This is a genomic window from Kosakonia beeri (assembly GCF_054165705.1).
Map to the genome: position 1 here is coordinate 899,873 of NZ_CM135106.1, position 14,916 is coordinate 914,788.

General features: G+C 53.9%; 10 protein-coding genes. 1 reads left to right on the forward strand and 9 read right to left on the reverse strand.

What is annotated here, in order from left to right:
- Nucleotides 1–118: 118 nt before the first annotated feature.
- Nucleotides 119–835, reverse strand: a complete 717-nt coding sequence (locus tag ACUY4S_RS04510; protein WP_458022164.1) for a nitroreductase family protein — start codon at nt 833–835, stop codon at nt 119–121.
- 588 nt (nt 836–1,423) lie between these two features.
- Here ACUY4S_RS04510 and ACUY4S_RS04515 point away from each other — a divergent pair.
- A complete protein-coding gene (locus tag ACUY4S_RS04515) occupies nt 1,424–1,834 on the forward strand; it encodes a hypothetical protein (RefSeq protein ID WP_312691671.1) in 411 nt (136 codons plus the stop codon).
- Nucleotides 1,835–1,857: 23 nt separating this feature from the next.
- Here ACUY4S_RS04515 and oxyR read toward each other — a convergent pair whose 3' ends face one another.
- The 8 genes from oxyR to bcsA form a co-directional block, all read right to left on the reverse strand.
- On the reverse strand, nt 1,858–2,775 hold the full coding sequence (oxyR, locus tag ACUY4S_RS04520; protein WP_312691672.1) for a DNA-binding transcriptional regulator OxyR: 918 nt from the start codon (nt 2,773–2,775) through the stop codon (nt 1,858–1,860).
- 359 nt (nt 2,776–3,134) lie between these two features.
- Nucleotides 3,135–4,145, reverse strand: a complete 1,011-nt coding sequence (locus tag ACUY4S_RS04525) for a family 8 glycosyl hydrolase (protein WP_312691673.1) — start codon at nt 4,143–4,145, stop codon at nt 3,135–3,137.
- A 54-nt stretch (nt 4,146–4,199) separates the two neighbouring features.
- Nucleotides 4,200–5,129, reverse strand: a complete 930-nt coding sequence (gene galU, locus ACUY4S_RS04530) for a UTP--glucose-1-phosphate uridylyltransferase GalU (RefSeq protein ID WP_312691674.1) — start codon at nt 5,127–5,129, stop codon at nt 4,200–4,202.
- Nucleotides 5,130–5,179: 50 nt separating this feature from the next.
- On the reverse strand, nt 5,180–6,139 hold the full coding sequence (locus ACUY4S_RS04535) for a GGDEF domain-containing protein (protein ID WP_458022163.1): 960 nt from the start codon (nt 6,137–6,139) through the stop codon (nt 5,180–5,182).
- A gap of 46 nt (nt 6,140–6,185) precedes the next feature.
- Complete coding sequence (gene bcsD / locus ACUY4S_RS04540) at nt 6,186–6,647, reverse strand: cellulose biosynthesis protein BcsD (RefSeq protein WP_312691676.1); 462 nt, start codon at nt 6,645–6,647, stop codon at nt 6,186–6,188.
- Between the two features lie 12 nt (nt 6,648–6,659).
- Nucleotides 6,660–10,361: a cellulose synthase subunit BcsC-related outer membrane protein gene (locus ACUY4S_RS04545; protein ID WP_312691677.1), complete on the reverse strand. Its 3,702-nt coding sequence runs from the start codon at nt 10,359–10,361 to the stop codon at nt 6,660–6,662.
- On the reverse strand, nt 10,358–12,679 hold the full coding sequence (gene bcsB / locus ACUY4S_RS04550; protein ID WP_312691678.1) for a cellulose biosynthesis cyclic di-GMP-binding regulatory protein BcsB: 2,322 nt from the start codon (nt 12,677–12,679) through the stop codon (nt 10,358–10,360). The genes ACUY4S_RS04545 and bcsB overlap by 4 nt, the downstream gene beginning before the upstream one ends.
- Nucleotides 12,669–14,786: a UDP-forming cellulose synthase catalytic subunit gene (gene bcsA / locus ACUY4S_RS04555; protein ID WP_312691679.1), complete on the reverse strand. Its 2,118-nt coding sequence runs from the start codon at nt 14,784–14,786 to the stop codon at nt 12,669–12,671. The genes bcsB and bcsA overlap by 11 nt, the downstream gene beginning before the upstream one ends.
- Nucleotides 14,787–14,916: the final 130 nt, after the last annotated feature.

Here is a 14,916-nt window from a genome sequence, read left to right on the forward strand (position 1 = left end):
ACGCTGCCGGAACGCTTCAGGTTCGGTGCAGTTCAAAAGTGATACTGCAGGCCCGAGCGTAACTGGCATGCTAACCGGGAATCATTAGCGCACAGGCTAATGTGGTGAAACGTTATCCTCAGCGCGCGACAATAAAGCGTTTCTCATCATCGATAAAAGTCTTCTCGTCGGCCGGGCCGACAATGTTGCCAAAGTTCATCTCCGCACGCAGTTTCCAGCTTTCAGGGATGGCCCATGTCTGGCGAACTTCCATATCAATCAGCGGGTTGTAGTGCTGCAGGTTGGCGCCGATATTCTGTTCCGCCAGCGCCAGCCACACCGCGTATTGCGCAATGCCGCTGCTTTGCTCTGACCAGACAGGAAAATTATCAGCATAGGCGATGTACTGTTTTTGCAGATGGCTGACCACTTCCTGATCTTCAAAAAACAGCACCGAACCGGCGGCGGCGGCAAAACCGTCGAGCTTATCTGACGTGGCGTGGAAGTTCTCCGCAGGGATCACCTTACGTAATTGCCCACGCACCAGTTCCCAAAAACGATCATGTTCTTTCCCGAGCAGGATCAGCGCCCTTGAACTTTGCGAATTGAACGCGGAAGGGGCCTGGCGAATCGCTTCTTTAATGATTTCCACCACTTTATCTTCGCCGATGGGTAAGGATTTACCCAACAGATAAATGGTCCGACGGGCTCTAGCGAGAGAGAGGAAATCCTCCGGCGTAACGCTCACTGGCAGAGTGTGTAACGCCAGTTCCGGCTGTACGTGCGGCGCTGCCGACGGCGGCGTTCCTTCCGTGCGCGCGAGAGTCGAATGAAGTATTTGCTGAAACGGGTGCATGGTTCACTTTTCCTGTCGTGAGCGTTAACCTGGTAATAGCCCTCTATCAGAGCATGGGCCGTTAAAGATCGATCCTGCGAAAAGATGCGATTAAACGCGGTATTTACTGCAACAAAACCGCGCTTGCGAGGCGCGAGCAATAAAATGCGTTGTCGATCACGCGGCAAGCTACCCGTACCGTGCTCGCGTGGTTTCCTGCCCGTTGGGCGCGCGGTCGAAAAGTAGTACCCGAGATTCACTCAGCGGTTCCTGGGGCAACAAACGCCCCGGTCTGTGACCCACTCAGTGATACATTTTCACGTTACTGGCGCAGTTCCAACAAAAATATTCACCGGACTTTTATAGAGTGAGGGCTTTAATATATGGAACAAATGAAATTCGCACTTTAGGATCGATCTCGTCAATAATTGATGATGATTTAACCTTTTGCTTTTTATAAGATTTTTTTAGTTTTTAAGACATTCCGTATAGATAAATTTCAGTTTATTCTCTATTTTAAATATTAACCCTAAAGAAAATTTCTCCGCGGTCGATGGATATATCTCAGAGTACGGAACATCCCCCTGGACGCCAGGTATTGAGGAAAAAATGAAAGCAGAATCACACCGTAGCCGCCTTCCTTTAGATTTGGAACCGCGCCCCGAGTGTAATGTGCTGGTTCCGCCGTTTGTAAAAACCATCGCCGTTCGTTTGTGCTGGGCTTCCTCTGTTGAAGAGGCCGAAGCGTATCGTCTGCTTTCCTCGCCTTATTACCATGATGCCGTAACCGAAGACGATCGCACCCAGCTGTGCGCGCGTTTCCCCTTTATGGCTGCGATGAGTGTGCCGGCGACCATCGCTGATTACACCATTTCTCTGGTCACTGTCTGGTTGTTAATTGAAGAGATGTATCACCGGGGGACTGTGTTGCCGGACGATATCATGCGCGGCTTAATGAAAAAAACGACAACCATGCAGGCGCATGATTGTCGCAAAGATGAGGAAGAGTCTGCTGCCTGAATTTATGAGCAGCGCTGCTAGCGTCACGCCAGAACGTTATTGTCGATGATGTAACGTTCCATATAGCGGGCAATGGCATTACGCAGGATCTCGTACTTTTTACGCATTGGGTCGCTGCGGTGAAAAATCAGCACCACTTTACGTTTCGGTTCCGGACTTACGCAGCGCAGATAGCGAATATTTTCGTTACCGCCCTGTTGTTGCGTTGAAAGCAGCGGGAAGAAAGAGACACCACGGTTAAAAGCCACACCGCGACGCAGCGTTTCGAGGTGCATCGCCACAAAGCGCGGGTCCGGCTCCAGTTCAAACTGATAGCAATAGCGCAACACCTGGCTGTGCAGGCAGTTACCATCATCAATCATCAGGATCTTACTGTTTTTCAGGTGTCCCATATCGATTTCGCCCATTCGCGCCCACGGATGCTGATGGCTGACGCCCAGCACCAGCGGTTCATCGAACAGCGGTAACTCTACGTATTTGCTGGTGTCTTTATTGGAGGTCATGATCGCGCATTTTATGGCGTCGGACTCCAGCATGTTCAGCAGCTGGTTGGTTTGCGCCTCATGAATTTCCAGTTCGATTTCCGGGAAGTTCTCGTGGCACACCGCGTTCATATGGGAAAAGATATACGGGGCAAGCGTCGGGATGATGCCAATATCAAGCGTTTGCATCAGGCTTTGGTAATGGCTGCTGCTGGCCATGTTTTTCAGCGCTTCAATTTCGCGCAGCACCACCTGCGTTTGTTCCACCAGTCGCAGGCCGGTTTGCGTGAAGCGGATGCGGCGAGTGGTACGTTCGAGCAGTTGCAGGCCCAGTTCATTTTCCAGCTTACGCAACTGTGCGCTGAGCGTCGGCTGGCTGACATTGCAGGCTTCCGCTGCGCGTTGAAAATGTCGGTGCTTGGCCAGCGCAACGAGATACTCAAGGTTACGGATGTTCATTATGATCCCCAGGACGGAAATTGCCGCTTGGTTGACGATCCGCTTGTAACAACGTGCTGTGTAAATGACGTGTTATTATTTTCAACTCTGTCATCAAGTTTCTCCCTCATGCTTGGACATGAGATGTATGTGGTTTTTATTATTCATTGTCCCCCGGCTCGCGCCGCTCCGCGAAGACGGAAACGGCATTACGAACCGGTGTTCCTGTATTCCAGGCCGGTTATCGGTTAATACTCAAAGGCTTCCTGCCAGATTCCTGCGCGTCCCCACGCCGGGCACTGCTTTGTGACGAAATCGTTAAGGTACGCCAGGTCAACGACGCTGGCGCGAAACTCAGTATTACAAGCGATTGCACGCCATTAATTTGCTTTCAACGACGCCGCGAACAGTGCCAGCATATGCAGCACCGACAAATAATATCCTTCGCCGGGGCGGAGAGACTTATCCATATGTTGATAATCGCCCATCGTGACATCGCGTACCGCCAGGATGCCGCCAGACATAACGTAGTTCGCCTGTCCTTCCCCGGAGACATCCACCCACGCGGGTGTTTCGTTTCGGGCATAATTCGCCCAAAAATGACGGAAATTTTCCATCGAATGTTGTTGCGTTTCGCTCAGGCTCAAATACAGCGGGATACGAATTGCATCATAACTAAATCGCGGCGGCCAGTTTTCAGCCGGCACGACTTCACCATTATTCTTGACAAAAATCCAGTCACTCGGCAACTGCGTCTTACCAAATTGCGCTTTATTGAGTAAATCGAGACTCGATTTTTTTAGTTTCAACCAAATATCGTTATGCTTATGTTGCCAGAAACTATCCCAGGCAGGAAAGATAAAGTAAGAAGGGTTAATAATATAACCTTCGTCTTTAGTAAATCCACTTAAACCTGGCAACAGTAAAGTATGCGCATCTTGTTCAATAATCAGACAATTGATTAGCGCCTCTTGAATATTTTCCGAGGCGCTAAGATAACTCTGGTCGTGCCACTTATTCCCGGCCAGTAATAATGCCCAGGCAATTAGTGTATCGCCATCGCTGGCATTATTATCGTCAGTAACTTTTCGTTCCTTCGGATCATAACGCCAGGCAAATAGCCAAAGCGAAGGACGTAATAAGGTATTTCGCGTCCAGCGCCATATTTTCTCGAAACTGGCGGGATCATCGTTCATCACCGCCAATAACATGCCATATCCCTGACCTTCCGAATGACTGATATCGCCATTTTCATGGTCAATAATGCGGCCGTCCTGGCTGAGGTAATTTTGTTTAAATTGCACCCAGTTGCCGTCCTGACTGCGGGCTGAAAAAGAGATCATGGCCAGCGAAAGCATTAAGCACGGCATGAGCCAGGTGGTTCTAAACATGAGATTTCCTGTTATGAAGATAGGGCAGTAAACCCGGTAACACGTGCTCCGGCGTTACACCGCTTCGGCGATCCGGTCAACGACTTCCGCAACGGGCTTAAGCGCCAGTTCATGCTGCAGCCAGTGACGGAAAGCAGGACCGGTTGCGTTATGACGCAGGCCATACTCCACAAACGCTTTCATATAACCAATTTTGTCGCCGCAGTCGTGCGACTTACCGGTCAGGGCATAGGCTTCTACAGGCGCGCGTTCCAGCAGCATGGCAATTGCGTCGGTCAGTTGGATCTCGCCGCCTGCGCCGATAGGGGTTTTACGCAACAGGGGCCAAATCTCTTTCGACAATACGTAACGACCTACCACTGCCATATCAGACGGTGCTTCGTCGACTGGCGGTTTTTCTACCATGCCCTGCACCTGGCCGAAGCTGCCTTCGTTCAGGTTAATGCCGCCGCAGTCAACAACGCCGTAACGGGACACATCTTCATGCGCCACACGTTCAATCATCAGCTGGCTGGCGCCGGTAGTGGTGAAACGCTGGATCATCGCCGCCAGGTTATCTGTCGTAAGGTCGCTCTGGCTGTCGTCTATCAGCACATCCGGCAGAACAACAACAAAGTCGTTATCGCCAATCAGCGGTTCGGCGCACAATACCGCATGGCCAAGCCCCTTTGACTGGCCCTGACGCACATGCATGATGTTCATGCCGGCGGGGCAGATAGTGCGGACTTCTTCCAGAAGCTGGTTTTTCACACGTGATTCCAGCAACGACTCCAGTTCGAAAGAGGTATCGAAGTGGTTTTCGATCGCATTTTTCGATGAGTGAGTCACCAGAACAATTTCGCGGATCCCGCAAGCGTAGCACTCCTGCACGATATACTGGATAAGGGGTTTATCCACAATCGGCAACATCTCTTTGGGAATGGCCTTGGTGGCCGGGAGCATACGCGTACCGAGGCCAGCGACTGGGATTACAGCCTTTAACATATTTATTTCCTCTGGGAAAAAATCATTGCTGTTTGTAGTAATAAAAAATATCAACACACGACGGTGTTAATAATGCTACCAGGCTCATTAATGCCTGGAACCTGATAATTAATAAAATCGTCGCCGCCGCGTGCTTTAACCCGATAGAGGGCAGTATCGGCTGCTTTTAATATTGATGAAAAATTTGGTCCATGCTCAGGATAACTGGCAACGCCAATACTGACCGATAATTCCACGGTTTGTTGTAAGTATTGTAAATACATCGGCTGCCGCGTGGCTTCAACAATTAATTGTAATACGCCACGGCCAGTCGGTTCATCAACACCGTCGATATAGGTCAGTGCAAATTCATCACCGCCCAGCCGACCTAATAACGTACCGCGTGAAATACACTGTTTTACCCGACTGATAAAACAACGGAGTACTTCGTCGCCAGCGGCATGACCCAGTTCGTCATTAATGGTTTTAAAATTGTCGAGGTCGAGGATCGCCACCACAATTTGCGCGCCGCGCGCATTAGCCGCGCGGATCTTTTTGCGGCTGCGAATATAATAACCTTGGCGATTCAACGTCTTAGTTAACGCGTCGTTATGCGCGCGGAAATGCAATTTTTCACGTATGGTCATGTGTCGGGTAATATCAAACCCCAACAGAATAAATGCGAATATTTCACCGTTATCATCACGGCGCGGCAGCAATCTGGTGTCGAGCCATAACATCTCGCCGTTCTTTTTCTGCTGCGAAATTTCACCCTGCCAGTTATCACCGGTTTGTTGCGCGAGGCTAATGGCCGTGGTCAGTGAGATGGCGGTTGTTTCCTCTTCGGACTGAAAAAGGATCTGGCCAATCACCTCTTCACGGTTAAAACCGGTGAGTTGATAGAACAACTGGCTGGCATGAATAATTCGCCCGGACGTGTCGAGAACCAGTGAAACAAAGGCATTATCCTCCATATAGTTAACTGTTTCGATTTCCAGTTTCCTTCCTGAAACCACGATCTCATTAAACATTATGGTTACCTGATGATTGTTATATGGTGGAAATGCCCTTGCGAAATCATTCGCCAATGGCGTAACGGAAAATCAGTACATCTTCGGTCGCGTTGTCTTTCCAGCGTACCGGCACCTGGTTGCCCGCACCCTGTGAAACCAGCCACTGGGAATATGCGCCTTCCAGCACATACGCACTGGCGCGACGCCACGCCGCTTCGTCGCGGTATTCCGGCGCATGCGGCCAGGCGCAGTGCAGCAGGATCAGCTCACGCTGCGCGGGCGCCATTTTCACAAAACCCCAGTTAAACAGCTCAAGCACCCGGTTGATGCTGACTTCCAGTTCATTAACGGTTGCAGCGTTATCAATGGGATACCACTGGGCCATCATCTGACCAATGCGTCTCAGGGCGTCGGGATCTTTATCGCCGCGGCCTTCGGTATATTCACTGAAGAACAGATACACCAGATCGTGCCAGCCGGCCTGATAGTTGCGTTGTAAGTAAGTGTCCTGATTGCTAAACATCATGTATCCCACGGGTTATTTGTCTTGATCGACGTAATATTTGAAATAAACCAACGCTTTACCTTCGTTATAACTGCCGAAGGTGTCGTACCCCAGGTTGGCACCCAGCGCCAGCTTGTCGCTGAGGTGGTAACGTGCATCCACGCCCAGGGTGTAACCAATGCCGCTTTTCGATGTCGCTTTGTAGACGGCATCAACGTCATCATCGGCACTGGCATAACTGTTTAACTGCGATTGCAGACTGCTGTGGCCCGGGAAATAGTTACTCTTATCTTGTTTATAAGATTGGTAACCTACGGAGCCGCTTAACGTCATATCCCAGTCGTTGATTTTGCGCGTCAGAGACACCGGCAGCGAGACGGCCATAAAGTCCTGCGGGCTGAAATAGCCCCCCTGACCCACGGTGTAGTAGCTGAGGTTGCGGTCAAAATTCATATAATTGACGTTAACCCCGACCTTCATTTCGCTGTCGTTGGTATGCCACGGACGCAGGTAACTGCCCGCCAGCACATTGACGGAGTGGTTTGTTGGCACGTTCGTCCCCACCCAGGTATCAAAGCCCAGACGGGTATACAGGCCGATTAAGTCGTTATCCCACGCGTACTGCGCAGACACGCCGTTACGGGTGATCCCGCCCCAGCTTTCGCCGGTGCTTTTATCTTTCACCCCCACGTAAGAGAGCAGGCTATCGGTGACCGCGCGACGCTCCGCTTTTAGCGCCAGCGAACCGTGCTGCGTCAGTTTTGGATCCCACTCCACACCGCCTACCAGACGGGTAAATTCGCCGCCGGTTGGTGTGCTGCCGATATCCAGCTTATAACTTTCGCCGCTCAGGCTGAGGTTGGCGGCCACGCCATTGACCTGCTGGCTTCCCTGGCTGTCGGCATTGGTCGAGGTAGTGGTCGTGCTGGTGCTGGCCGACGCTGCAGCCAGCTTAGCGGCATGATCCAGCGCCCCCGTACCAAAGCGGTTGGCCGACTCACCCGACGATTCACCCGCGTTCAGGGATGTCGGCGTTACGTTCAGGCTAAGGCGCGTGCTGTCACCCACCGCGCCGGACAGGATCAGCGGGGCCTGAACTTCATCTAACGCGCTCAGGCCCGCTTCGCCATCACGGCTACGCAGTGAAACGCCTGCGCTGGTCCAGGTGGCGCTTTTCTCTTGCAGGTCCTGCATCAGGGTGTTGATGCCGCTCATTGCCGTCTGTTGTGCCTGGCGGGTTGGCGATGGCAGCGACATCACGTCGCTTAGCTCATCACTGTCGTCGTCGCCGCCTTGTTGCAGACGCCACTGCGCGGTGCGTAGCAATGACAGGGCACGCTGGTTCTCTCCGTTGGCGGCCGCCACGCGCGCGGCCAGCAGCATATAATCGGCATCCTGACTCGGTTCCAGCGAGGCAAAGGCCCGGCGGGCATCATCACTATTGCCGCGGGCCAGCGACAGGTTGACGATGCCGGTCAATGCTTGCTTGTCGCGTGGGGATTTACGCAACACGTACTGATAAATTTCGCTGGCTTTGTCGTCCATATGATCGGCCTGATAGACGCGTGCCACCGCTAACAGCAGGTCGGTATTGGTGGGATTCGACTGCAGCTCCGGCATCAACAGATTCCATGCTTTTGCAATTTGCCCTTTTTCACGCAGACGATCGGCACGGGTGATCAGGCTCCCGGTGCGGATGGCATTCATCTCTTGCTGGCTGGCACCGTTTTGCAGCGCTGGCGCATTGAGAATACTTTCCGCTTCCGCGAACTGACCAGCCTGGTTGAGTACGCGAATTTGCCCGGCATAATCCACCACCGAGCCGTGCAGCCCCTGCGCCTGGTTGTCGCGCACCAGTTGCAACGCACCTGCGCTGTCGCCACTCTGCATTAACATTTCGGCAAGGCGGCCCACGTCAACCGGCGAGGACGGCGGAGTACGTTTCAGTGCCTGTAAGGAGTTGCGTGCTGCGGTGGTGTTGCCCAGACGCAGATAATTGCGTGCAATATCCAGTTGCTGATTGATCTGCACACGCGTATTCAGCGCGGTCATATCAGCGCTAAAGCTGTTACGCGGAAGGCGGTTAAGCAGGCTTTGCGCCCGCGACCAGTCGCTGTCCTCCGCTGCGTAAACCGCCGCCGCGTAGAGGGCTTCTTTGTTGGCATCGCCGCGCGTTGCCACACCAGACATCAACGTGCTGGCTTGCTGCTTCTGCCCGGCCTTGCGCAATGCCCGAGCATAGTCGAGTTGCAGCCAGACGTTTTGCGGGTATTTCGCCGAGGCTGCCTGCAAAATCTGCATCGCGCGTGAGCTGTTACCGGCCTGCAAAGCTGCCTGTGCCGCTTTGCGATCGTTGTCGCCGTTGTCGCCGACCGAGGCGTAGCGGGTACGCAGGTTAGCTGGCAATGTCCGCAGCATGGCGTCGGCTTCTGCTTGTTTGTTTTGCTGCTTCAGTACCCACCATAAACCGGTGCGGATATCGGTATTCTGCGGGTGCTGCTCCAGCAGGCGGCGATATACCTCTTCGGACTGCGGCAGCTTGCCCTGGCGACGTAAAATATCGGCTCGCAGCATCTCCGCCGCTTGTTGCTGGCTGGCGTCATTGCTGGTGCTGCCATCAAGGCTGGCCAGCGCCTGCTCGTAGCTCCCTTTCTGGCTGAGACTTTTCGCCTGGTTGAGCGCGCTGTAGTAGCGCGCGTTGTCGGCATCTTTCGCCCACTGCAGGCTGTTCGGGTTATTGGTATCTTCCTGCGAGGCACGGCGCAGGTATTTTTCTGCATCGCCGAAATTATTCTGACGCAGCGCCACATAGCCCAAACCCGCCAACGCATTACCGTTATTGGCACGGTTTTGCAGCGCTTCAGCGAACTTATCTTTTGCGCCGCCTAGATCGCCGCCGTTTAAGGCATCAAACCCGGCTTTGGTGGCATCGCCTTCCACGCTCTTGCGGTAGTGATCCATCGGGGCGCTATCTTCCGGGTGGCGCTGTGCCCAAGCACTGTACGCCGGGAGATCGGAAGATTTCGCATCCAGCCAGAGCAACGCCTGCTGGAGCGCTTTGTCGGCTTCTTTATTATCTGCCGCCAGCGTCGTCAGCTGGTTGATCCCTTCCCGGCGGGTAGGTTCCTGGTAGGTCAACGCCATCGCCAGCGCCGTTTTGGTTGGCACGTCATCCGGCATGATGCTGGCACGCTGGCGCATAGCGGCCACCGCTTCTGACCATGTGGCGTTGTCGCCTGCCATGGTCTGGTAATACTCCAGCGCCACGTCGTCCGGCGGCGGGTTCCCATTAAATAGCGCGCGCCACGCGGCGATTGACTCTTTAATTTGCCCCCGACGCGCCAGTGAGCGCGCTGCGTTCATTTTGTCCTGCGGGATATTACGCAAGGTATTGGCGCTGGTAAGAGCCGAAAGACGCGGATCCTGCGGTGAAATCTCAACAATTTTTTTGCGCCAGACTTCAGACTGCTGAACGTTACCCTGTTGCAATTGATAGAGCGCCATCAGGTACATGGCGTCGATATTTTTCTCGTCGGCGGCCAGCACTTTTTGCAGGGCTTCCATCGCCATATCGTCGTGCGCTTTGCTGTGCCAGTAGCCAGCCTGCGCCAGCAGTTTTTTCACCGCCGCATCGTTGCCCGCCGCCTCGGCGTTGTCGGCAGCCACAGCCGGATGGCTGGCCCCTATCAGACACAGCAGATAAAAAGCGTGCGTTAACTGTTTACGCGTATTCATTTCTTCGTTTTATCCTGCAGGCGTTGTTGAGCATGGCGCGAAAGCGCCTTAAACAGCATTGGGCCGGAAACGGCAGCAATCAGGCAGGCAAGGATCACCAGCCAGAAGATGTGCTCGCTGGCAAACCACAACACGCGCAGATAACCTGGCAAATTACCGCTGACGAACTGCTCGCCAACACGCCAGCTGCGAACATCTCCCGCATTGCTCACGACGGTAAAATCACCGCCTACGGCAGACTGAAATGCCGCTTTGCTCATATCCGCAGGCAGTAACGCCAGTTGATGGTCATCCGTCGCGGTCGCCACCACCACAACACGTTGCGGGTTCCATGGTGAACGCATGCTCAACAGACCCCGCCACTGGTTGTTGTCACTCAGGTATTCCGCCGCATCCATATCGGTGCGCGGCGCGTCGCCGCTGAGCAGCGAAAGTACCCGGCTGACAGCACTGGTCGTGTTGACCTCAAGGTTGTTGCCATTGAGCATAAAGGCGCTGCCCTGCAATAGCGGGGCGAGTTGCTCATGGTTGCTAAGGCTGCCAATTGCCAGCACATCGCTGTCGCTCAATTGCTGTTGAGCGTCATCCTGGCCGGGCACGCCGGTATAGAGACGCAGATAGTTTGCGGTCACGCCTGTATCACGGCCCGACTGCGCCATCAAATTAAGCAGTACTGTTGCGTCTTCTACCGTCGGATGGGTGGGCATCAGCACTGTGGTGTGCGCAAGGTCGGCATGGCGTGTGAACGGGAACATGGCCCCGCTAAACCAGGCCAGGTTCGGCAGTTTGCCGTAGTGCCAGGCGCGGGTAAAATCCAGGGTCGAATCACCGTCAATGCGACTCTGAATGTTTTCATCCGCCATTGCATTACAGGGCGCATTCTTCTGCGCTTTCAGACCGAACCAGAAACCCAACTGGTTGCTGCCGAGGATCGCGCGCGGATCGATATTCACCACTGCGCTTTGTTGGCGCTGCGATAATCCCAACATGGCCATTACCGGCGCGAAAATCCCTTCTTTGCTGACAGGCAGGCGTTTCAGGAACTCACCGTTAAGGCTGACATTCAGGAAGGAGTCCTGATCGTCAATCCAGTTTTTCTGTGCAAAGCTGTAGTTGAGATGCAGCGGAACGGCTGAGCCATCCCACATAAACAGATCCGGCGCGATGCGAAACGGCAAATGGTTCTCGCCGTGCCAGACACCGTGCGCTACCAACGCGCCATCATCGCCAACCAGCGAACGCACTGGCACCGGGCGGTCGGTGTTGATCCAACGCGGTGCATCGTATGCGGCGCGTTGTGCCATTTTCAGTGCCGGCACGTCCAGCGTGTCGCTGTCTGGCAGGGCAGGTTGCGTCAGCCGCCAGGCAGCCTGGCGCAGTTGCTGCTCGTTATGGCCACTGATGACCAGCAGTTTATAGGCCGGGTTCTGCGGATTATCGATAACCTGCAGTGCCGCTCCGTTTGTTTGCGGGAGCGTGACGCCGCCGATGGTTTGCCCCGGTTTACCCACCAGAATGCCGTTGCCCGCAGGCAGCGCGTTGTACTGCACTTCAAAGCGAGCAGGGCGGCCATTGCTCAGCGTGCCAAATTGCGAGGCGACAATCGCCGAGGCGGTCATCACGTCGGCGTCCGGGCTATCCGGCCAGGCAATGCTGACGGCTTGATCCTTGGTCTGTTTCACATCCAGGAATGGGCGCGGGAAAGTACCCAGCGTTTTACGCACGTTCAGCCACAGTCCCTGGTAATTAAGGGACGATTCTGGCTGCAGTGTGACTTTGTAATCCGCAGGCAGAGTGCGCTGGCAGCTCCAGGCGTTATTAATGATGTCGTCGCCGGTTTTCAGCTGGAAGCTGAGATTGTTGCTGGAAGCGATCATCGACGCCGGCACATCCAGGTTCCAGTAACCTTTATCCTGTTGCAACTGATCCAGCGGGATCGCGCCCAGCGGCTGGCCGTTAAGCATCAATTGCAGGTTTTCACCGCTGACATCGCTGCGGTTCACTTCCACATTCAGGCTGATGTGGGCGTCGGTGATCACCAGATCGCCGGGCAAGTTAAATGACACGCCATTTTGCAACTGCATACCGGAGAGCGTCAGCCCGCCAGTGGCACCCATGTCGCCAAAGTTCAGGGTGCTGGCAATATTCTGGTTGCTGACGTTCATCGGCGTGGCCGGTTGCGGCTGGGAAGACGACGCGCCTTGCAGCGTCACCGGCAGCGGCAGTTCCGGCAGCGCGTCGCTGTCCGTCGTGGCAAAAACGGTGCTGCTGGCTGAGCACGCCAGTAGCGTGGCGAGTGCGATGGGGTTAAAGCGCATTGTTAACCTCTTTCTGTTTTTTCGCGACCGTGGCCATCTGGCTGTTAAACCCATTGGCGCGTTTCTTCGGGCCAAAAAACAGTTCATACACGCACTGCAAAATCCCCATAAACGAGGCCAGCGGACGATCCGGCGCATGCGGCGGACGGTACCAGGCATCGGCACGTGAAAGCACCACGCGCACCAGCTTGCGGCGCTCATTTAACGGCAGGGTGTCAAACTCAAGACGGATATCGCCCACGCCCATGCCAGCCGCGCTAATCGGCACATGGGCGATCTCGCTGCCCAGCCCGAGGTCGATTTGCACCGGTGTTTTACGGGTTAAATCTTCCCCTTTGACCAGCGCCACGCGTGCGCCACCCATCGAGATATCGAAGGTGCGGGTGTGCATTTGAGAGCCGTCGGAGAAGGTGACGGTTACCGGCAGACGGGCAAAAATACGAATGGTTTTGCGGATCTGTTTCGTCTCTTTCGCCACTGCAATTGATGCCAGCAGAATGATGGTACTGAAGGTGCCCCATGCGATATTGAACAGGATCACGCGTGGGTCGATCCCGGCATAGTCATGCATAAAGTAACGCACGCCGACCCAAATCATGCTGCCAACCATCAAAATGGTGGTGATGATCAGCGGGCGAACCGTCAGGGCATCAAAATAGTTTTTATCGGTCAGGTCGCCTTTGTCGGTAACGTTAAATTTCCCCAGACGCGGCGAAATCAGGCTTAACAGCGTTGGCAGGATCAAGTGGAACGCCATCACCGTTTCATAGATTTCACCCCAGAACGCATAGCGATAGCGCCCGGTAATGCGTGAGTTCACCATGGTGGAGAGGATCAGGTGCGGTAACACGTAGGCGAAAATCAGCGTCGCCGATGAGGAAATAATGTTGAGATTAAACAACATAAAAACCAGCGGTGAGGTCAGGAAGACCACGCGCGGCAGGCCGTACTGGAAGTGCAGCATCGCATTGAGATAGCAGATGCGCTGCGTCAGTTTCAGGCCACGCCCCAGCATCGGGTTATCAATACGGAAGATCTGCGTCATACCACGCGCCCAACGAATACGCTGGTTAACATGCAGCGCCAGACGTTCTGTTGCCAGGCCTGCCGCCAGCGGAATATCAAGAAAGGCGGTGTTCCAGCCGCGACGCTGCAGTTTCAGCGCAGTGTGGGCATCTTCGGTAACGGTTTCGACGGCAAAGCCACCCACTTCGTTCAGCGCTGCGCGGCGAATAACGGCACATGAGCCACAGAAGAAGGTGGCGTTCCAGTTATCATTCCCCTGCTGCACCGGGCCGTAAAACAGCGCCCCTTCGTGCGGCACACGTTTTGCCGCGGTCAGGTTACGTTCGAACGGATCCTGGGAATAGAAGTGGTGCGGCGTCTGAATCAATGCCAGTTTTTCGTCACGGAAGAACTCACCAATGGTGGCCTGTAAGAAGACGCGGGTTGCTACATGGTCGCAGTCAAACACGCAAATCAGTTCACCCTGAGTGACGGTCATCGCATGGTTAAGATTGCCCGCCTTGGCGTGACTGTTATCCGGACGGGTGATATAACCCACCCCAGCTTCAGCCGCAAAATCGCGGAATTCATCGCGTTTGCCGTCGTCAAGAATGTAGACTTTGACTTTGTCTTGCGGATATTCAATACACTGCGCAGCGAGCACAGTATCGCGAACAACTTCAAGACTTTCATTATAAGAAGGCACGTAAATATCGACCGTCGGCCAGGTTGATTTATCCTGCGGTAACGGCGCAATAGGGCGCTCTAATGGCCATGCCATTTGAATATAACCGAGTAGCAAAATCGTCCACGAATAAATTTCTGCAGCGAACAGTAAACTGCCGAGCAGCATTTCCAGCGTGGAGTCAAAATGCAGGGTGGTAGAGGCGCGCCACCAGATATATCGTGTTGACATCAGCACCGAAAGGGTGAGCATGGCCAGCACGGCTTTTTTGCTTTTTATCCGACCCAGAACAAAAACAGCAGCCACGACGCTAAGGCCGAACAGGTATTGTTTATCACTGCCCATCGGGGTGATGATCACCAGCAGGGATAATGATAGCAAGATTAGCGTGAATATAATTCCGATGATTTTTTTCATATTGGTATCATCTTGCACAGAAAAATAATAAAGGTACGCCGGCACAATTACGTTTCCGGTTACCTGTAAACTTCATGATTTATCCTGCCGGTTATACAAATAACCATAGCCAGACAACATCACCTGACAG